This window comes from Streptomyces sp. NPDC020845, from assembly GCF_044334165.1.
In the GTDB taxonomy this organism is placed as follows: domain Bacteria; phylum Actinomycetota; class Actinomycetes; order Streptomycetales; family Streptomycetaceae; genus Streptomyces.
The window spans coordinates 164250-183986 of sequence record NZ_JBIRSJ010000004.1 but is presented as its reverse complement, the minus strand read 5'-3'; the positions used below and the strand labels follow the sequence as shown (position 1 = coordinate 183986).

Annotated in this window: 18 protein-coding genes; 7 read left to right on the top strand and 11 right to left on the bottom strand. The window is 69.4% G+C overall.

What is annotated here, in order from left to right; genetic code table 11:
- Nucleotides 1-108 precede the first annotated feature (108 nt).
- Nucleotides 109-873 carry a helical backbone metal receptor gene (locus ACH4U7_RS10895; protein WP_398527640.1) on the bottom strand — a complete coding sequence of 255 codons (765 nt, stop codon included), beginning with the start codon at nucleotides 871-873 and terminating at the stop codon, nucleotides 109-111.
- Nucleotides 874-1118: 245 nt separating this feature from the next.
- Between ACH4U7_RS10895 and ACH4U7_RS10890 the strand changes: the two genes are divergently transcribed.
- The 3 genes from ACH4U7_RS10890 to ACH4U7_RS10880 are packed head-to-tail and all read left to right on the top strand — an operon-like array spanning nucleotide 1119 to nucleotide 4344.
- Nucleotides 1119-2303 carry a hypothetical protein gene (locus tag ACH4U7_RS10890; protein ID WP_398527639.1) on the top strand — a complete coding sequence of 395 codons (1185 nt, stop codon included), beginning with the start codon at nucleotides 1119-1121 and terminating at the stop codon, nucleotides 2301-2303.
- Nucleotides 2300-3157 (top strand): carbohydrate kinase family protein, encoded by an 858-nt coding sequence (locus tag ACH4U7_RS10885; protein ID WP_398527638.1) that lies wholly within the window; start codon nucleotides 2300-2302, stop codon nucleotides 3155-3157. The genes ACH4U7_RS10890 and ACH4U7_RS10885 overlap by 4 nt, the downstream gene beginning before the upstream one ends.
- Nucleotides 3154-4344: an MFS transporter gene (locus tag ACH4U7_RS10880; RefSeq protein ID WP_398527637.1), complete on the top strand. Its 1191-nt coding sequence runs from the start codon at nucleotides 3154-3156 to the stop codon at nucleotides 4342-4344. Before ACH4U7_RS10885 ends, ACH4U7_RS10880 begins: the two co-directional genes overlap by 4 nt.
- A gap of 8 nt (nucleotides 4345-4352) precedes the next feature.
- Here the strand turns inward: ACH4U7_RS10880 and ACH4U7_RS10875 are convergent, their stop codons facing one another.
- A complete protein-coding gene (locus ACH4U7_RS10875) occupies nucleotides 4353-5291 on the bottom strand; it encodes a LysR family transcriptional regulator (protein WP_089507842.1) in 939 nt (312 codons plus the stop codon).
- Nucleotides 5292-5530: 239 nt separating this feature from the next.
- Here ACH4U7_RS10875 and ACH4U7_RS10870 point away from each other — a divergent pair, with 239 nt between their 5' ends.
- From ACH4U7_RS10870 to ACH4U7_RS10855, 4 genes are all read left to right on the top strand, one after another.
- Complete coding sequence (locus ACH4U7_RS10870) at nucleotides 5531-6421, top strand: ABC transporter substrate-binding protein (protein WP_398527636.1); 891 nt, start codon at nucleotides 5531-5533, stop codon at nucleotides 6419-6421.
- Nucleotides 6418-7323 carry an amino acid ABC transporter permease gene (locus ACH4U7_RS10865; RefSeq protein ID WP_398527635.1) on the top strand — a complete coding sequence of 302 codons (906 nt, stop codon included), beginning with the start codon at nucleotides 6418-6420 and terminating at the stop codon, nucleotides 7321-7323. Before ACH4U7_RS10870 ends, ACH4U7_RS10865 begins: the two co-directional genes overlap by 4 nt.
- On the top strand, nucleotides 7320-8081 hold the full coding sequence (locus ACH4U7_RS10860; RefSeq protein WP_398527634.1) for an amino acid ABC transporter ATP-binding protein: 762 nt from the start codon (nucleotides 7320-7322) through the stop codon (nucleotides 8079-8081). Before ACH4U7_RS10865 ends, ACH4U7_RS10860 begins: the two co-directional genes overlap by 4 nt.
- 64 nt (nucleotides 8082-8145) lie before the next feature.
- Nucleotides 8146-9309, top strand: coding sequence for an NAD(P)/FAD-dependent oxidoreductase (locus tag ACH4U7_RS10855; protein ID WP_398527633.1), 1164 nt, complete (start codon nucleotides 8146-8148; stop codon nucleotides 9307-9309).
- 66 nt (nucleotides 9310-9375) lie between these two features.
- On the opposite strand, the gene ACH4U7_RS10850 is transcribed toward ACH4U7_RS10855, so the two are convergent.
- The 9 genes from ACH4U7_RS10850 to ACH4U7_RS10810 form a co-directional block, all read right to left on the bottom strand.
- Nucleotides 9376-10368 carry a helix-turn-helix domain-containing protein gene (locus ACH4U7_RS10850; RefSeq protein WP_398527632.1) on the bottom strand — a complete coding sequence of 331 codons (993 nt, stop codon included), beginning with the start codon at nucleotides 10366-10368 and terminating at the stop codon, nucleotides 9376-9378.
- Between the two features lie 200 nt (nucleotides 10369-10568).
- A complete protein-coding gene (locus tag ACH4U7_RS10845) occupies nucleotides 10569-11384 on the bottom strand; it encodes a carbohydrate ABC transporter permease (protein ID WP_398527631.1) in 816 nt (271 codons plus the stop codon).
- Nucleotides 11385-11395: 11 nt separating this feature from the next.
- Nucleotides 11396-12388, bottom strand: a complete 993-nt coding sequence (locus ACH4U7_RS10840) for a carbohydrate ABC transporter permease (RefSeq protein ID WP_398527630.1) — start codon at nucleotides 12386-12388, stop codon at nucleotides 11396-11398.
- Nucleotides 12360-13607, bottom strand: a complete 1248-nt coding sequence (locus tag ACH4U7_RS10835; protein WP_398527629.1) for an ABC transporter substrate-binding protein — start codon at nucleotides 13605-13607, stop codon at nucleotides 12360-12362. Before ACH4U7_RS10835 ends, ACH4U7_RS10840 begins: the two co-directional genes overlap by 29 nt.
- A 145-nt stretch (nucleotides 13608-13752) precedes the next feature.
- Nucleotides 13753-14499 (bottom strand): alpha/beta fold hydrolase, encoded by a 747-nt coding sequence (locus tag ACH4U7_RS10830; RefSeq protein WP_398527628.1) that lies wholly within the window; start codon nucleotides 14497-14499, stop codon nucleotides 13753-13755.
- A gap of 103 nt (nucleotides 14500-14602) precedes the next feature.
- Nucleotides 14603-17368, bottom strand: a complete 2766-nt coding sequence (locus ACH4U7_RS10825; RefSeq protein ID WP_398527627.1) for an AAA family ATPase — start codon at nucleotides 17366-17368, stop codon at nucleotides 14603-14605.
- 218 nt (nucleotides 17369-17586) lie between these two features.
- Nucleotides 17587-18099 (bottom strand): VOC family protein, encoded by a 513-nt coding sequence (locus ACH4U7_RS10820; protein WP_398527626.1) that lies wholly within the window; start codon nucleotides 18097-18099, stop codon nucleotides 17587-17589.
- Nucleotides 18099-18692: a short-chain dehydrogenase gene (locus ACH4U7_RS10815; RefSeq protein WP_398527625.1), complete on the bottom strand. Its 594-nt coding sequence runs from the start codon at nucleotides 18690-18692 to the stop codon at nucleotides 18099-18101. The genes ACH4U7_RS10820 and ACH4U7_RS10815 overlap by 1 nt, the downstream gene beginning before the upstream one ends.
- Nucleotides 18646-19647, bottom strand: coding sequence for a KR domain-containing protein (locus ACH4U7_RS10810; RefSeq protein WP_398527984.1), 1002 nt, complete (start codon nucleotides 19645-19647; stop codon nucleotides 18646-18648). The genes ACH4U7_RS10815 and ACH4U7_RS10810 overlap by 47 nt, the downstream gene beginning before the upstream one ends.
- Nucleotides 19648-19737 lie beyond the last annotated feature (90 nt).

The window sequence follows — 19737 nt, the reverse complement described above, 5'->3', positions numbered from 1 at the left end:
TCCCAGGCAGCTGAGGGGACGCTGACCAACAAGATACTAGGACGTCCTAGTAAATCACTGAAGGTGAGATCTGTGTGAAGAGCAGCACAGCGGGCGAACTCTCCCGGCTCACAGCGCGGCGACGAGCCGCCTCAGCATCTCGCGCGCCGGCAGCAGCGACGGGCCGTACCAGGTGATCAGCCGGCCGCTGACCAGGCGGGTCGGTGCGCGATGGAAGGCCTCGGGGCCGTCGCTCTCGGTGAACACATACGGCTCGTCGGGCAGCAGGACGACGCCCACGTCCGGTCGGTCGACCTCATCCAGCGCCATATGCGGATAGCGGTCCGCATGCTGGGCAAACGCATTGGCGATACCGGCCCGGCGCAGCAGGTCGCCAGTGAAGGTGGACCTCCCGACCACCATCCAGGGGTCCCGCCAGATCGGGACCGCCGCCGTGACCGCGATCTCGGGAAGGGGGCCCGACCAGAGCTCCCGCGCCGCGTCGAGCCAGTCGGGGACCGGGACTTGAAGCGCCTCGGCGAACAGCCGCTCGAGCGAGTCCAGGGCCTGTGGGACGGTCTCGATGACGGTCACCCACACCGGCACTCCGGCGGCGCGAAGCCGGGTGACGTCGAGTTCGCGGTTCTCCTCCTTGTTCGCGATCACCAGATCCGGCCGCAGCCGGGCGATCACCTCCCGGTCGGGGTTCTTGGTGCCCCGTACCCGCACCACGTCCAGATCGCCGGGATGGGTGCACCACTGGGTCGCCCCGACCAGCACCTCCGGATGGCCGGCGGCGACCGCCTCCGTGAGCGACGGCACCAGCGACACCACCCGGCGTGGCGGACGGGCCAGGTGCACAGCGGTGCCCATGTCGTCGTACAGCGGTGGCATGGCCGCTCTCCTCGCTTTCTCTCGTCCTCCCTGGCCTTCCAACTTAATGGGCACCCGTGGAGCTCGGCCTTCGGAGGAAAACCGAGGCAAAATCAGCACGATTTACAGGCTTTTCCAAAAAAACGCATCCCCCGGTTTTCTGCTACCGAATCTCCCCAAAAAGGCAGCGGAGTTGAACCCCAATGGATTGGCTGTTGTAACCTCTGCTTTCTCGTCCGGTCATCTTGTCGCCGAGAGGAATACACGTGGGTTTATCCCCTGGAATCAGGCCCTCTTCCGTCCGCGCCGCGGGGAAGGCACGTGCCATCCTCTACGTCGTCCACAACCGGGTCTCCCTGCGGACGCTGCGCCGGGTGCACCGGCTGCTGGCGGACGACGGACGTCTGTCCTTCGCCGCGACGCTGGCCCCGGACCGCTTCGGGCAGGGATGCGAGGCGGAGGTGGGCCGCTGGGGCCTGCCCCTGGTGCCGTTCGACGCCGCGACCGCCGAGCCCTGGGACCTGGCGGTCTTCGGCAACCACGGCGGAGCCCACCTGTTCACCGAGGCCGGGGCCCGGGTGTTCGTCCCGCACGGGGTGGGCGCGGGCAAACAGGCGCTGGGCCAGGACTTCACCTATGGCCCGGACTTCGTCCTGCGCTCGGGAGAGCCGATCTACACCGCCATGTTCGAAGCGAGCGAAGAGGGGCGGGAGCGGGCCGAGGACATCACCCCTCGGCTCGCCGGACGCATACGGGTCGTCGGTGATCTGGAGACCGACGAATTCCTCGCCGTCCTCGCGCGCCGCGCCACCGCCCGCGCCCTGCTGGGTGTCGGCCCCGAGGACCTTCTCGTGCTGCTCTCGGCCACCTGGGGCGATGCCGGAATGCTCGCGTGGCACGGCCCCACCCTGCTGAAGAGCGCCCGTCGGCTGCCCGGACACGTCCGAGTCGTCCTCAAACCACACCCCCACAACTGGGACCCGCGCGGACGCCCCCGTCCCCACCTCGCCCGCGCTCTCGCCGCCGCCCCGGAGACGGTCTGCCTCGTCCCGCCGTGGCAGTCCTGGATGGGCGCGTACGCCGCCGCCGACCTCGCGGTGTACGACTTCGGCTCGCTCGCCCTGCGCTTCGCCCTGCGGCCCAGGCCGATGGTCGCCGTCCCCGCCGAACCGGGTGCCGTCACCCCCGGGTCCCCGGTGGACGCGCTGCGCGCCATGACGCCCGAACTGGCCGCGCCCTCGCTGCCGCAGGCCCTCGAACTCGGCCTGGAGACGGGGGCGCCGCCGGGGCTCGCCGACCTCGCGCCCCGGTTCGTCAGCCACCCCGGTCAGGCCGCGCCGCGCACCCGGGGCGCGCTGTACGAACTGCTCGGCCTGGCCGTACCGGGCCCGTGGGAGGGAGGACGGGAGGAGGGGGCGCCGCAGGAAAGGCAGCTGGAGGCGAGCGGATGAGGGCCGTCGTCGCCGGCATCGCCAACCTGCAGACCCGGCTGCCCGTGGCGGGCTTCCCCCACCCCTACAGCCCCGCGCGTCATCTGCCCGGCGGGATCGAGGACACGGTCGGCGGGGTGGGCTTCAACGTCGCCGCGGGCCTCGCGCGGTTGGGCGCCACCGTCGAGCTGATCGCGCCGTTGGCCAACGACGCCCCCGGGCAGGCGGTGCTGGCCGCCGCTCACCGCATGGGCATCGGCACCAGCCTGTGCACCCGGTCCCTGGAGCGCACCCCGCGGTCCGTCGTCCTCGTGGACGCCGCGGGCCGTCGCCAGGTCAACACCGACCTCGGCGGGGCCCTGGCCGTCTCCTTCGACCCGGCCGCGTTCCGCGCCACCGCCGCCGGTGCGGACGTATGCGTCCTGGGCAACCTCGACTTCTCCCGCCCGCTGCTGCCCGCCGCCCGGGCGCTCGGCGTGCCGGTGGTGGTGGACCTGCAGGACGTACGCGGCCCCGACCACCCCTACGATCAGGACTTCCTCACCGCCGACACCCTCGTCATGAGCCACGAGCGCCTGTCGGACCAGGACTTGCCCGGCTTTCTGCGTGCGCTGCGGTCCCGCTCCCGCGCCTCGCTGCTCGTCCTCACCCTCGGCGCCGACGGCAGCCTCGCCATTGCGCCCGACGACGCCGACTGCCGGCACACCCCGGCCGTGGACATCGGCCCGGTTCCCGACACCACCGGGGCGGGCGACGCCTTCACCGCCGCCCTCGCCCATGCGCTCCACGGCCTGCGCCTGCCCGCCAGGAAAGCCGTCCGCGCCGCCACCGCCCACGCGGCCTGCCACCTCTCCCCCGGCGAGCGGCGGCGATGACGGGGCTGCGCGTACTGGTGGCGGCCCAGGCGGTGTCGCTGGCCGGCTCGGGGATCAACGCGGCAGCGGTGGCCTACCTGGTGACGGTCCGCTCCGGTGTCCCCGCCCTCGGCCTGGTGCAGGGGATCCCGCTGGTGGCCACCGTCGCGTGCGCGCCCTGGATCGGCGTCCTGGTGGACCGTCATGACGCCCGCCGTGGCCTGGTCGTCTCCTCGACGGTGCTGGCGGTCCTCACCGCCCTGATGCTCCACTACGGAGCCTGGTGGTACGCCCTGGTCCTGGCCCTCCGCACGCCGTGGGAGGTCGCCCTCTCCGGGTCCCTGACCCGCCTCCTGCCAGCCGCCGCCGCCCGCGCCGGTGTGCCCGTGGCCAAGGCCGGTGGGACGATGTCGCTCACCGGCCGGCTGGCCACCGCCATCGGGGTCGCCGCCGGCCCCTTCCTCGCCGGGACGCTGGGGCCGGCCGTCTTCGTGGCCGACGCGGTCACCTTCGCCGTCACCGCCATCGCCTTCCATGCCTTGCGCCTGCCGGCCCCGGCCACCGCCACACGCACCGGAGCCGGCGTGGCCCGCCAGTTCCGCGAGGGCCTGCGCTATCTGCACGGGCGGCCGCTGGCCCTCTACACGGCCGCGCTGTACACCGTCGCGGGCATCGCCTGGGGGGCCAAGGACACCCTGTACGTCGCCTATGTCGACGAGCGCCTCGGCCTGTCGGCGGAAGTGTGGGCCGGCCCTTACGGAGCCGCGGCCCTCGTCGGGGAGACCGCCGCCGCGGCCCTCATCGCCTCCGGCCGCCTGGGCCGACCCGAGCGGATTCCCGCCGTGGCCACAGGAGCGGTGCTGCTGCTGGGCGGCTGCCTGCTGACGGCCGCCGCGACCACCTCGCCGCCGGTGGCCTTCGCCGCCAAGGTGCTGGAGGGAGCGGCGACGAACGTGGTCGGGGTGCTGGCCGTGACCTTCGTGTCACTGCTGGCGGCCGAGCAGCTGCGCGGCCGGATGAAGACCCTGCTGACCACGGCCAACCGCGTCTCCCTGGGCGGCGCGAAGGGGGCTCTGCCTCCCCTTGCCGGAGGGCTGGGTGTCCAGAGCGCCTACGCCGCGGCGGGGGCGGTGGTCCTGGCCGGTGTCGCCCTGGCCGCTCTCCTCCTGCGCCGCCGCCCCGCTCCTCGACCCGTTGTGCAGCGATGAGGCAGGTCTCAGAGGGCCACCGGAAACTCGGCCTGAAGCCACCGCTGCTCGACACCGTCCGCCGCCGTGCGCAGCATGGCGATGGCCTGATCCAGCAGCGGGTTCGGGTCCGCGGCGCGGCGGACCGCGGAGACTCTTCGCACATGAGAGGGGTCGGCGAGACGGATCACATGGACATCCGAGGACTCGATCATGGCCAACTCCGGGATGATCGCGATGCCCAGGCCCTTGCGGACGAGCTCGAACGGAAGGTTGTAATCGTTGGTGCGGAAGAGCACATCGGGGTGGAAACCGGAGGCCGCGCAGATCCGGAACAGGGAGCGGGCCGCATCCGTGTCCTCCAGGAAGCAGATCCAGCGCTCATCGGCCAGCTCGCTGATCTGCACGCGCTTGCGGTGCGCCAGCCGGTGACCGGTGGGCAGCAGCAGATACAGCGGCTCTTCCAGGAGCGGCGTCAGGTCCAGGTCGCTCTGCCAGCTGCTGTGCGGCACCGTTCCGTATTCGAAGACGACGGCGAGGTCCAGCCGTCCGTCGAGGACGGCGGGCACCGTGACCGGTGGATCGCCTTCCTGGTAGCGGATGTCCACGTCGGGGCGGTCCCGTAGGAAGGCGGCGAGCAGCGCGGGGACGAGTTTGAAACCGGCCGACCAGAAGCTGCCCAGGTGAAGCCGGCCGCGCTGAGCCGAGGCGAACGAGCGCATCTCGTCCTCCGCCGCCGTCAGGTCCGCCAGCAACCGGGTGGCGCGGCGCGCCAGCTGGATGCCCGCCGGTGTGGGCCGCACGCTGCGCGGAGTGCGCTCGAAGAGCTTGACGCCCACCGCGCGCTCGATGGATGAGATCTGCTGGGAAACGGCCGATGGCGTGAATCCCAGTTTTCTGGCAGCCGTCCGGAGGGAGCCGGTGGCCACGACCTCGCGAAGGGCCATGAGCTGCGTCGGGGTCAGCATCGCCCGAACTTAACGCCTGGCGCGCCATGAGCACCATGGTCTGTTCCTCGAGCTTCTTCCGGCAGCTCCGCCCCGAACACGTCTGACGTGGCGGGGAGGGATCGACGGGGGCGCCGAGCATCAGCTCAACTGAACAACAGGGTCGCTAATGCTCATCCTGAACGACCTTGCGTCGGTGGTGGGCGTCCCGCACATTGTGGGGAGCCAAATCCAGCCAACCCGATGAGAGAGGGGCCCTCATGGCCGTTCGACGTGCGCTGATGTCTCTCGTCCTGGTAGGGCTCGCGGCCACGACGGCGTGCGGCCCGTCGGGCGGTGAGTCGAAGTCCACCGCCCCGAAGCAGAAGGTGGACCAGCGGCTGCACGATCTGCTGCCCGCGAAGATCAAGAAGTCCGGCAAGCTGGCCGTCGCGCAGGGCAACAACTATCCGCCGCTGGTCTTCCTCGACAGCGACAACAAAACGGTCATCGGCATGGAGCCGGACCTGATGAAGGCCATCGGCGAGCTGCTGGGCGTCAAGGTCGAATTCTCCCAGACCAGCTTCGACAGCCTGATCGCCGGCGTCCACGCCCACCGCTACGACCTCGCCATTCAGGCCATGCTGGACAAGCCGGAGCGGCGTGAGCACATCACCTTCGTCGACTACTTCAAGACCAGCAGCTCCATTCTGGTGCAAGCGCAGGACGCCACGGAGATCGGCTCGCTCGGCGATCTGTGCGGCAAGTCCGTCGCCGTGGAGCAGGGCACCGCCCAGGTCGACGACGCCAAGGCCCAGTCCGACAAGTGCCAGAAGGCGGGCAAGCCGGCGGTGAAGCCCCTGGTCTTCCCCGACACGGTCGGCTGTATCCAGGCCCTGTCCACCTCACGGGCGGACGCCTTCGTCGGCGGGACCCCCACCGTCGTCTACCACGCGGGGAAGTCCGCCGGGAAGCTGAAGAAGGTGGGCGAGCCCTACCGGTACCTGCCTTACGGAATCCTGGTCGACAAGAAGGACACCTCGCTGGTCAAGGCCGTCCAGGGCGCCCTGAGCGAGCTGATGCGCAACGGCACCTACCGAAAGATCCTCCAGGCCTGGAAGCTGTCCTCCGGCGCCCTCGACCGCGCCACGGTCAACGGCGGTGCCTCATGAGCGGACGGTCGCCGCAGTACACCACCGAGGTGCTGAAACAGGACGGTGGTACGGCAGCGCGCCCGGCCGACCAGGGCGTGCCGATCCGGGCCGTTCCGCTGCGCCACCCCGGCCGATGGTGCGCGTCCGCCGTGATGGTCTTTCTGGTGGTCTTCCTGGTCCAGGGGTGGGCGACCAATCCGCGCATGCAATGGGGCGTGGTGGGGGAATACCTCTTTGCTCCCGCGGTGCTCGAGGGACTGCGGACCACCGCCGTGCTGACGGTGCTGGCCATGGTCATCGGGATCGTGGGCGGCATCGTCCTGGCGATCTTGCGGATGTCGTCCAATCCGCTGCTGTCGGCGCTCAGCGGTTTCTACATCTGGGTCTTCCGCGGCACCCCGCTCCTCGTCCAGCTGTTGTTCTGGTACTTCCTGTCCGCCGTTGTTCCCACGGTGGGGCTCGGCATCCCGTGGGGCCCGACCTTCATCGAGGCCGACACCAACCAGCTCATCACCCAGATGACGGCGGCCGTACTCGGACTCGGGCTGCATGAGGCCGCGTACATGGCCGAAATCGTACGCGCCGGTATCGCCTCGGTGGACGACGGGCAGACCGAGGCGGCCCATGCGCTCGGAATGACGCGGCGCCAGACGATGCGGCGGATCGTCCTGCCGCAGGCGATGCGGGTCATCATTCCGCCCACCGGCAACCAGGCGGTTTCGATGCTCAAGACCACCTCGTTGGTGTTCGCAATCGCCGTGCCCGAACTGCTCACCTCCGTCCAGGGCATCTACTCCCGCAACTTCGCGCAGATTCCGCTGCTCACGGTCGCCTGCATCTGGTATCTCGTCGCCACCACCGTGCTCACGGTGGCCCAGCGCTACCTCGAGCGCGTCTTCCGGAAGGACAGCTCGTCATGACCGCGGTGGTGAGGGCCGAGGGGGTACGCAAGAACTTCGGGCCCGTGGAGGTGTTGAAGGGCGTCGATCTTCAGGTGGCCCAGGGCGAGGTGCTCTGTCTGGTGGGGCCGTCCGGATCGGGCAAGTCGACCCTCCTGCGCTGTGTCAACCATCTGGAGCGGGTGGACGCGGGCCGTCTGTACGTGCGCGACAGACTGATCGGGTACGAGGAGCGCGGAGGGAGGATCCATGAACTCTCCGACAAGGCGGTGGCCGAGCAGCGCCGTGGTATCGGGATGGTCTTCCAGCAGTTCAATCTCTTCCCCCACATGACCGCGCTGCAGAACGTCATGGAAGCGCCGGTACGGGTCGCCAGGGAACGCAAGGAGATCGCCAGGGCACGGGCGCTGAGGCTGCTGACCCGGGTCGGCCTGGCGGACAAGTGCGAGAGCTACCCCTCCCAGTTGTCCGGAGGCCAGCAGCAGCGGGTGGCCATCGCCCGGGCGCTGGCCATGGAACCAGAGCTGATGCTCTTCGACGAGCCCACCTCCGCCCTCGATCCCGAGCTCGTGGGCGAGGTCCTCGATGTGATGCGGGCGCTCGCCCGGGACGGCATGACCATGATCGTCGTCACCCATGAGATGGGTTTCGCGCGAGAGGTGTGCGACTCACTGGCCTTCATGGACGGCGGGGTCGTGGTGGAGTCGGGTCCGCCCGACGCCGTCATCGGTTCACCGCGCCACGAACGCACCCAGGCGTTTCTCCGCAAGGTCCGCTGAACCAGTCCGCCGACCCGCCGCCGCTGACACCTGGTCAGCTCTGATCAACCCTTAAGGAATCCACGTGTCCCGTGTCATCGTCCTCGGTGCCGGTGTGATCGGCGCTTCCGTCGCCTATCACCTGGCACTGGCCGGCGCCGACGTCACCGTGATCGAAGCGGGCGGCCCCGCCGCGGGAACGTCCAGCGCGACCTTCGCCATGGACGTCACCCACCTCAAAACCCCCGTCAGCTACTACGAGTTCAATCGTCGCAGCGCCGCCCTCCACGCCGAACTGACCGCGGAACTGGGCGGCGCCTCATGGCGCCATGCCGCCCCCACGGTGCAGTGGGCCGACACGGCGGCCGAACAGCGGTCGCTCCGGGACCGGGCCACCCGGCTGCGCTCCTGGGGCCACCCGTGCCGGATCGCGGACCCGGCCGAACTGCGCGAACTGGCGCCCACAGTGGACCCCGGTGCCTGCTCCGCTGAGGAAATCGTCGTCCACGACGGCACCGCCTGGTATGACGCTCCTCTGTTCGTGCGGTCACTGCTCGACCGGGCCGCCCTGCTCGGGGCGGACATCCACTACGGTCTGCGGGCCACCGGTCTGTCGCTCGACGGTGGCCGGGTGCGGGGTGTGCGGACCGAGTCGCGTCGTTGGGAGGCCGACTGGGTGGTGAACTGCGCGGGCCCGGACGCGGACCGGATCGCCGGCTTCGCGGGCGTGCGCCTTCCGATGGACCGCGTGCCGGGCCTGGTCGGTGAGACCACCCCGGTGCCCGAGGCTCGGCTGGAGGCGATTCTCACCACGCCCGAGGTGGATCTGCGGCCCGCACCCGGCGACCGGGTCTGCTCGATCTCGTGGTCCATTGACGCCCTGCTGCCCCAAGAGCCCGCTCCGGGTGACCGGCTCACGCCCCAGGAGCGCCTGCACCGTCATGGCCAGCGCCTGCTTCCCGCGCTCCGCTCCACACGGCTGGCCGGCGCCCGGATCGGCGTCCGCCCCGTCCCCACCGATGGCCTCCCCCTGGTCGGCACCAGCCCGGCGGCCCCGGGACTCTACAGCGTGGTGACCCACAGCGGCGTCAATCTGGCCCCGCTGCTCGGGCGGTTGGTGGCCGACGAGATCAGCCATGGACGGCCCCGTGCGGAGCTCGCCCCGTACCGGGTGACACGCGATGTGGCAGCCACCGTGCAGGATGAGAGCCTGCACCGGATGAGCGGTGAGAGAGCCGCCCTCCACTGAGGTTGTAGGCGTGTTGTCGCACCGGAGGCCGGTCGGCGACGCCGACAGGACAACCCGGATTCGGCCCTACGACGCCAATCCTTGCGTGTCGCGCCATTCGCGGGGAGCCACCCCGTAGGTGGCCCGAAAAGCCCGGCTGAAATGCGCGGCACTGCTGAAACCCCATCGGTGCGCCACTGCGGCGATCGTGGTGCCATTCGCGCGGTACGCCAAGTCGCGTCGGCACTCCTCCAGGCGACGCCGCTGGATCCACCGGCCGACAGTGGCGTCTTCGCTCTCGAACAGCTTGTGCAGATAGCGCAGGGATATGCGGTGGGCTCGGGCGATGGCCTGCGGGGTGAGATCGGGGTCTGCGAGATGACGGTCGATGAACGCCTGGATCCGCAGCAGCAGTGCCCGGTTCCCGCCGGGTGTGTCCGCGTTCGATCGGCCGAGAATCTCGCCGGCCAGCACACCGAGCAGGTCCACGACGTTACGGGCCATCCGCTCGCTGGTGCTTGGCGAGTAGGTTCCCGCGCCGTCCACGAGCCCGGCCAGGAAGGGCGAGAGCAGACCACCGAGGGGGGTGTCGGGGCCGAGCGGGGACGCCGTGACATGAGTCATGTCGGACTCGCTCAGGCCCAGAACGTCTCTCGGCATGACGAGGGACTTCGTCCGGAAGGACTGGGGAAGATTCAGCCGGACGGGGCGCGCCATGTCGTAGACGAAGATTTCTCCCGGTCCGAGGACCGCCTCACGGCCGTCCTGCTCCAGCCGGGCGACTCCCCTGTCCAGCAGTTTGACGACCACGTACTCGTCTTCACGGCCCTGTGCGACCAGTCGGCGGGTGCGCAGGGCGGACAGGCAGTCGCCGTCCACGGTGACGGCCTGGAGCCGGCCGAGCGGTGCCGTACGGATCGTGCCGGAATACACCTCGTCGGGGACGGTCATGTCCACGGCGCCGAACGTTTGGGACAGGGCTTCACGCCAGTACGACCGTCTGCGGGGGACGGGCAGCGATTCGGTGGTGTGGAAGCTGCCGAGGGCGCTTCGTTCCTGGACCAGCACGTCGGGCGACATCAGATCCGTCCGTCCCTCTCGGGACGGGGGTTCACGCGAGTCGGGAGCCGCGCGGGCTCCGGCCTCAATGAATCCAACGACATGATCCCTGCCCTTCAACCGGTGAGCCTTCCGAATCACCGTGCCAGCGGCGGCGGAGCGGCACATCGCGTGAATCCGCTAGATCACGGGTACGGGACCGGGACGGGCGGGACCCGCCCTCACTTGCCGACCCCCCTGGTGGCGCCGGCGGCGACATGGCGCTGAGCGACGACGAGCAGTACGGCGGCAGGGACGGACGCCATGACTGACGTGGCCATGACGGCGTTCCACTGGTTCGTATGGGCCCCCATGTATTGGTAGATGCCCAGGGTGATCGGCTGAACGGTATCCGTGGTGGTCAGTGTGAGAGCGAAGAGGAAGTCGCTCCAGGTGAAGAGGAAGGTGAAGACGGCGGCGGTGATCAATGCGTTTGTGCTCATCGGCAGCACCACGGAGGCGAAGACCCGCAGCCTGCCGGCGCCGTCCACGCCCGCGGCATCGATGATCTCTCTGGGAATGCTCCGCATGAACGAACGCATGATGATGATCGCGAAGGGGACCCCGGCGGTGGAGTCGGCGAGGATCAGCCCGGGGTAGGAGTTCAGGAGTCCCAGGTCGTTGTACGCGCCGTAGAGCGCGTTGGCCACGGCGATGCCCGGCACCATCTGTGTGATCAGGATGCCGAAAATCACGAGGTTGGTTCCGCGGAGCGGGAAGTGGGCCAGCGCGTAGGCCGCTGGTGCGGCGAGCCCGAGGCTGAGCGCCACGCTGCCGAGGCTGACGACGAGGCTGGTGACGAGGTTGCCTCCCTGATCGCGCAGTGCGGTGAGGTATCCGCTCAGGTCCGGGTGGGAGGGAAACCATCCTCCCTGGAGTGTGTTGCCCGCCGGCTGGAGGGAGGCGTTCACCATCCAGTAGACGGGAAACAGCATCACCGCGAGCAGGACGATCCCGACGATGGTGGACAGCCGGCCACGGCCCGGCGCGCGCTTCATGGAATCGCCTCTCAGACGGTACGGGCGCGACGGCCGGCGCGCAGGTAGACGAGGGCGAAGGCGAGCGAGATGACGATGAGCACATTGCTCATCGCGGCACCGCGCCCGAACTCGAACTGCTGAAAGGACAGTTCGTAGGACTGCGTGGCGATGGTCTCCGTGGCGTTGGCCGGTCCTCCGCCCGTCACCACGAGGATGATGTCCAGCACCTTGACCGTGTAGACCACGCCCAGCACCAGCACGACACTCACCACGGGCCGCAGCAGTGGCCAGGTGATATGGCGGAACAACGCCACCGGGCCCGCGCCGTCCAGCTTCGCCGCCTCGTACAGGTGCGCGGGGATGTCCTGGAGGCCGCCGTACAGGAGCGCGGTGTTGAAGGGGATTCCGACCCAGATGTTGATGAGAATCACCGACACGAGCGCCTGTGAGGTGCCGGTGAGCCAGGGGATGCCGGACGACGAGAGATGGAGGCCGCGCAGCACCGCGTTGACGACTCCCGTGTCGGGGTCGAGCATCCACTTCCATGTCGTTCCGGAGACGACCAGCGGCAACAGCCACGGCAGCAGCAGGAGCGATCGCAGAACGCCGCCGAGCGGGAAGCGGCGCTGGAAGAACAGCGCGAAGGCAAGGCCGAGCACGAACTGCCCGATGATCGAGCCGGCGGTGAACAGGACCGTGGTCAGCAGGGCCTTGGAGAACAGGTCCGACGAAAGGATCGCCGAGTAGTTCCGCAGCCCCACGAACGGCGCGGAACCCGTGTAGAACGTCGTGGTCGTGTACTGCTGGAAGCTCATCACGACGTTTCTGAAGATCGGATAGCCGAAGAACAGCAGCAGGTATGCCGCGGCGGGCACGATGAACATCCACTGGGCCGGGCGCTCCCACAAGCGCGCCCGAGCCGCGGCCCGCTCCCCCGCGGCGATGGCGCCGTCGTCCTGCCCGGTGCGGGACTTCGGCCGGGTCGGGGGCAGGTCAGTTACCGGTCGCGAACCGCTGCGCATGCCTGAGGGCTTCCTCCGGTGTCTGTTCGCCCGTCAGTGCGGACTGGATCGCGGTGTATATCCCGGTCGCCGCCTTGGGCCACCTGACGCCGAGCTCGCTGGTGCGGGCGCGCGCCGTCTCCACGCTCGTGACGAAGGGAGCCATCGACGGAACCTGCTCGGCGCGCCGGGCGGCCACCGCGGTGCGGGAGGGCACGGTGAAGTGCTGCTTGGCCAGGGTGACCATGTTCGAGGAGCTGTTCAGGCAGGCGAGGACCTGGGCGGCCTTCTGCTGCCGGGCCTTGGAAGAGCTCTGCGGGACCGCCCACACCTCACCGCCGAGCGGGGTGACCGGGGTCTGCCCCGCCCGGGGAACGGGGATGGGGGCAACCCCCCAGCGCAGGTTCTTGTCCTTGTTCAGGGCGGGGATCCGCCAGGGGCCATTGACCATCATGGCTGTTCTTCCGGCGATGAACTGATCGTGGACATCGGCCTGTGTCCAGTTCAGCACCGACCTCGACATGGATCCGCTCTTCACCAGGTCGACCCACAGCCGGAGTGCCTGCGCGGCCTGCGGGGTGTCCAGCCGCCTCTCGTCCCCGCCGTTGGACCACAGGAAGGGCAGGAACTGCCAGGTGCCCTCAAATGTGGCGTTCGCGTCGACCGCCATGCCGTAGCGCCCGGGACGGGTCAGCTCGGCCGCCGCCTTCTTCAGTTCGCCCCAGGTCCTCGGTACGGCGACTCCGGCCTTGGCGAGCATGTCCTTGTTGTAGAAGAGGGCGACGGTGCTGACGTAGGGGGCCAGTCCGTACACCTTTCCCTCGTATGTGCCCGCCGACAGGATGCCCTTGGCGAAGCCGCTGGAGTCGATGCCGAACCGGTCCAAAGGGGTCAGCGCGCCGGTCTGTGCGATCTGCTGGAGGTCGGGGTTGTCCAGCATCAACAGGTCGGGAAGGGTCCGCGACGACGCCTGCCGCAGGACCTTGGGGACGAGCGACGCAGGCGGAACACTCGTCTGCTCGACCTTCACACCGGCGGTTTTGCCGCAGGCGGTGAGCATCTCGCCCCACTGGGTGTGCTCGGGTTCGTCGGTGTAGTAGTCGAGCGCGGTGATGGAGGTCACCTTGCCGCCGCCGGACCCGGCGCCGGTGCCGCACCCGGTGGCGGCCACCAGCAGAGTGATGGCTCCGGTCAGGAGGGCGGCGATCCGCCGCGCCGGCGGTCTGGCCGGTGAGATCATGATGGTGCCTTTGCCGAGTGATGTCAGTGGCCGAAGCCGGTGTCGCGAGGGTGGACGACTCCAGGGCGCCGCCGAGATGGCCCATACCGGCATCTTTCGCTCGAACGCATGTTACAGGGCGGCCCTGACCGGCCGATGACATGGATCATTCGGCCCGGTGGTCATGGCCCTGTTCGGCGGCTTCCCGGATCATCGCCACCACGGCGTCGGGCTGCGACAGCACAACGGCGTGCGAGCCGTCCAGCGCGTATTCGGTGGCCGCCATGCGTTGCGCCATGAACCGCTGAGCGGTGGGGTTGAGTATCCGGTCGGCGGTCGCGATGGCGTACCAGGACGGCTTGGAGGCCCATGCCGGCGGGCCCGACCTGCTGGTCAGCGCCGCGCAGGCGATCGGGCGTTGCGCGACGGACAGCACCTCCTTGACGCCGGTCGGCAGGTCGGCGGCGTACACCTGCGGGAACTGTTCTTTACGGATGTAGATCTCGCGGTCCGGGTCGCCGGAAATCGGGGCGGGGAGAGCGGCGGTGAAGGTCGCGTCGGCCCCCGGCGCGGGGGCGAAGCGGTTCACGATGTCCAGGACACACTCGCCCGCGTCGAGGCCGAACGCGGCGACGTAGCACAAGGCCACGACATTGTCGGCGTCAGTGGCGGCGTGTGTGATGACCGCGCCACCGTAGTCGTGGCCGACCAGGACGACAGGGACATCGATCTCCCGCACCACGCTCCTGATGTAGGCGGCGTCCTGCACCAGACCACGCAGCGGGTTCGCCGGGGCACACACGGTCAGCCCGGCGGTGTGAAGCCGGCTGATGACCCCCGCCCACGACGAGGCATCGGTGAACGCCCCATGCACAAGCACGATGGTCGGCGGTACGGGGAGGGAGCTGCGCATGCCGGTGGCCTCCGACTGACTGTGGGGATACGCCAGCCAAGCGCGCTCAGGTGTGGCAGCGCATCGCGTGAACGTACCAACAGGTCCGCTCAGCCAGGTCCGCTCAGCTGTCGGGCAAGGTCATGACCAGGTTCGCGAGTTGAACCCGCGAGTTGATCGACAGCTTGTGGAAGACGGACGTCAGATGAGTGTTGACCGTATGCGGGGAGACGACGAGCAGGTCGGCGGCCGACCGGTTGGTGTGACCCGCGGCGACAAGGCGTGCGACTTTCTTCTCCGAGGCCGTGAGGGCCCCCCACCCCTGGACGGGGCGCTGCTTGGCCGCCGTCCCGGGGCTGCCTGCACCTGCCCCCTCCAGAGCGTGCTGTACGCATGCCGCCGCGGCGTGGGAGCCCGACTCGGCGAACGTGCCACGGGCGTGCGTCAGCGCGGCCACTGCCTCACGCTTCCGGCCTGCCGCCAGGAGTGCCTGTCCGAGATCGGCGTATGCGGCGGCCCGGACCAGCGGGCGAGGGCTTGCCTTCAGCAGCTCCGCGGAGCGTTCGAGCATGGCGAGGTCGTTTTTCACGAGCCCGAGGGCCTGCGCCGCGATGCCCGTGGCGGTCGGTACGGCGGCGTTGCGTTCGGCATGGGCTACGGCCTGTGCGCCAAGGTCCTCGGCGAGCTCGTGCTCCGCGCCGCGCAGGGCCATGCGTATCGCGGAATCGACCCAGTCGCGCAAGAGCCGCCAGCGCATGAAGACGCCTTGCTGCTGCACGTGTCGAATCTTGTCGACGGCAAGCCCGATGTCCCCGTCGGCCTCGGCATGGACCGCTTCCAGGAAGCGCACCGCGGCCGTGTTGCCCGGGTTCGGTTTGGCCGCCAGCCTTTCCTGCGCTGCGACCAGGTGCTCCCGCGCCGCTTCCCGGTCGCCGCGCAGCAGGGCGATCCGGGAGCAGATCACGCGACCGTTCACCTGCTGGACGGGTATCTGCACCTCGTCTTCCAGGCGCTCCATGGTCATGAAGTCGGCCTCGGCGTCGTCGAGTCGGCCGAGGCCCAGATCGCGCAGGCCCTGTGCCCACAGCATCATGGCCTGACGCATCGCCCCGGCATGGTCCGCCGCTTGCGAGAGCAGCCGTTCGCCGGCCTCGAAGTCGTCCATGTGCAGATGCGCGACGATCTCTTCGGGAAGGAAAGCGGAATCGATGGCGCTCAGCGCGGCAAAGCGCCCCAGCGCGACCGCGTTCTCACCCGCGTTCTGCGCGATCTCGCCGAGCCCGGACAGGGCCAGGATGTGTGCCTCCCGGTCACCGGCCGCGGTGGCGGCACGCAGCGCGGTCTCTCCGGCCTCACGCGCCGCGACGAGATCGTGATCCCGGGACAAGGCCAGGGCGTGCAGGGCGGCCAGCCTCGCCCCGATCTCCGGGGCGGCGCCGCCCATGGAGAGGGCGGTTTCGGTCCGGCGGCGCAATTCGCCGGCGAGATCCATGTTCCACAGCGCCCCGCCGAGGGCGGCCTGCAGCCGGCTGAACGCCTCCAGCGGCGGCCGGCCGGCCAGCAGCCGGTCACCTGCCGACAGCGCCTCGCGGTTCCTGCCGGCCCGTGTCAGGGAGAGGATCGTCCGCTCACCCACGGTGAACCTCAGCGGCAGTGCTGGCGGCACCAGTTCCAGAGCGCGTGTCATCAGGTCGGCCGCGAGGCCCGGCGTGACCGACAGTACGTCGTCGGCCGCTCGCTGCAGCAGCGCTACGGCTTCCTCGTCTCCGAGCAGGGCTCCCCTGAGGATGTGCGGCACCGCGTCGATCGGCTGGTGGCCCGCGGAGACAAGGTGGTGGGCAGCCTCTCGGTGAAGAGCCTTCCGGGCTGACGGCGGGATGTCGACGTAGACCGCCTGGCGCAGCAGATCATGCCGGAAGGCCAGTTGATCGCCGTCGTCGTCCAGGAGTCCGGCGCGCACGGCTTCCTCGAGCGCCTCGATCAATGTGGCGGCCGGCCGGCCGCAGAGCGCGGCGGCGTCGTGGAAACCGAAACTGCGTCCCAGCACCGCTCCCATCTGGAGGAAGCGCAGCGTGCCGGGCTGCAGGGACCTGAGCCTGCCCCGCACACCCACCACGAGCCCGGGGGGCACAAGCTCGCCGGGGGGCACGAGTTCGCCCGATGCCTCGGCGGTCCGCAGGCCCGCAAGCATCTCGACCGCCAGAAACGGGTTCCCGCCGGCTCCCTCGAGCAAGTCCCGTACCTGCTCGTCAACCGCTGCCCCGAGTGTGTCACCGACCAGTTGATCGATGGCCGCGCCGGACAGTGGCCCCAGGGGCACGGTGGCCGTCGGGAGGTTGCCGGTCGCGGCCGCGACGACCTCTTCCGCCGGGCCCGCGGGCTCCCGTCGCGCGGTCAGCAGCCACAGCACCGGCGAGGTCCGCAGGCGTGCCGGAAGCTGCTTCAGGGCAAACCGGCTCAGCGGATCGGCCCACTGCACGTCGTCCAGGCCGATCAGCACCGGCACGCTGCCCGCTCTGGCTTCGATCGCCTCCGCCAGGCGCTCCACCAGCCAGATGCGCTGATCATGATTGCGGGCGAGATCGGCAAAGGCATCGCCGGACAGCAGCGGCTGATCGCCGTGCAGGACGCAGGCCGCCAACGATGAGAGCGGCACGATGTGATGAAGCTCATCGGCCTTGCCGACACCGACTGAGAATCCCGCTGCCCTGGCCCCGGCGACGGCCTCGGCGAGCAGCGTGCTCTTACCGATGCCCGGTTCCCCCTGGATCAGGGCCAACCCGCCGCTTCCGGTACGGGCCACCGAGGCGATCAGTGCCTGAAGCTCTGCGAGCTCGACCTCTCGGCCGCGCAGACCCCTACGGGTCAGCGATCCGCCTGCCCTCGCCACTCACGTACCTTTCCTATCCGTACTCCCCGGCCGAGGCCGGGGCCTTTCGTGGGTCCTGTGTCGGTGAGTGGCTGGAAGAACGATGGAATGCCTGGGACGGGTTTAGTAGCAGCATAACGGGTCACACCTCCCCCGCCGCCGGGCGCCCATCGACCCCAAAATGACCCTATGTTTTCAACTTGGCACTTAGCGCCACCGTCTTGTGATGTCGGCGCCGCTCAGAAGTCGCCGGCCTTGATCCTGTCGAACGCGGCAAGGAACTCCGGGGGGCCGTAGGCCAATTCGGTGTAGACGCCGAACGGGTCGACCGTGTCCGTGTAGGTGAAGCGGGCGTCCTCGGAGCGGCCCGACATCGCGATCGGGTGGCCCGCCGCCTCCATCCCCGCCACGGCTGCCTCGAACTGCTGGACACTGCCCATCAGGAAGCAGACGTGGTGCAGCCCAGGCCCTCTCTCGTCAAGCCAATCCTTGAATATGCTCTCCCCGGAGTCATGCTGGATCAGCTCCACCATAATGTCTCCGGCATAACCAAACGCACAGGAGAATTGAAATTCTCCCGGCCGCCCTCGGTATGTCTTCCCGGTAATCGTAGCGCCCAAGTCACGCCACACGAAGAATCGCGAAACGCCGAATGTGGCAGAGAACTGCTCGATTGCCTCATCGAGGTCCCTCACCACATATCCGAGCTGCTGGAGCTGACCGTCGGGAAACGGCGGCACGGCAGATATCATCACATACCCACCAACTGCTCCGTGATCTCTTTCAAGCGCAGCGCGTCCGCGACGTCGAACGCCTTTCCGCGGGTATTCACCGACTTCTTCTTCCAGTATGCGGCGAAAGGTTCGGCGGGCGGGCTGTCGAGCAGTTCGACCATGGGCTTGATTGCCTTGTCCACCGACGTCGCCGCCACAGCGAACGTGGCCCTGGTCATGACCTTCATGGGGAGCGGCAAGGAATTCGGCATTCCCGTGGAGACCACGCCCGGGTTGTATCCGATGTAGGTCACGGAGCCTTTGTCGTAGGTCTCGGCGAAACCCACGCCCAGGAGGTCGTTGGCCCGGAAGGACTGCAGCGTGGCCTTGTTGCCGTTGTAGCCGCGCTCCAGTTGCAGGTCATCCCAGTGGATCTTGCCGAGACCCACGCCAGGAGTGCCCACATTCATGATCACCGGCCGCTTGGTGCACTCGAGCGCGTCCCGCAAGCCGTAGCTCAATACGAACCGGCTCAGATAGGAAAGGGCGAAGCTGTGCTCGAACCCCTCCGCCGTCACCGAACGCTTACCGAAGAGTTTGTAACGCTGAGCACACAGGACGAGTTTGTCCACGGACGCGTACGTGTTCTCGATTTCTTCCACCAGACGCCTCGACGGCGGCTTGCCACGAACCGGGGTCGCTGCCGGTGAGCGCCACGAAGTCGGCGAAGACGACGAACCCCGTCAGCTGGATGTCCAGCGTGAGCTCGTGGAGGTGGCGCAGGGCGGCCCCGCCACCGGTGTGGAGGACGACGCTCAGTGGTGTCTCGTCGCCGGTGTCCGCGAGGGCGGCGGCGAGCGCGGTGCGGTCGGACGGGTCCGCGGCGTGCAGCCGTACGATCGCTCCGCGCGCCTCGAGTTCGGAGCGCAGGGCGTCGGCCGCGGCGGTCGCGGCGGGCACGGTTTCGCTCTCGGTCTCGGCCTCGGGGACGAGGAGCAGGAAGTGATGGTGGCCGGCGTCGGCGAGTGCGAGCGCAGCCGCCCGGCCCGCGGTGGCGCCCGCCCCCGTGACCAGGACGGTGCCGTCGGCGGGAGCCGCGTCCGGCTCCGGCACCGGCCAGGGCGCGCGTAGCAGACGACGGACATGGCGGCCCGAGGGCCGTACGGCGAACTCGTCCTCGCCCTCGGCTGAGGCGAGAACACGCGTCAGCTGGGCGACGGTGACGGAGTCCAGGGCGGCCGGGAGGTCGATCGTGCCGCCCGCGCCGTCGGACGGGCGGAGCCCGGGAATGCGGCTCAGCCCCCACAGATGCCCCTGCGCGGGGTCGGGTGACGGGTCGCCAGGTCCGGTGGAGACAGCTCCGCGCGTCAGGGACCACAGCGGAAGGTCCTCCCCGAGCACCGCCAGCGCCTCCACGACCCGGGTGGTCAGGGCGACCCCCACGGGGATGGCGGGGTGCTCCGGATGCGGACCCTTCGCGGCGGCCAGCGCGGACAGAACACCGGCTGCGCCGCCGTCCTGCCGGAGGCGGTCCAGCGCCTCGCCGAGGCGCTCGGCGACCGATGCGTTCTCGTCGTCGGGGTTCACGGCGAATCGCGACACCCTCACTCCGGCGGCCGACAGCGCCTGATGGAGGTCCGACCGCTGTTCCTCGTCCTCCTGCCGCGGCTCCACCAG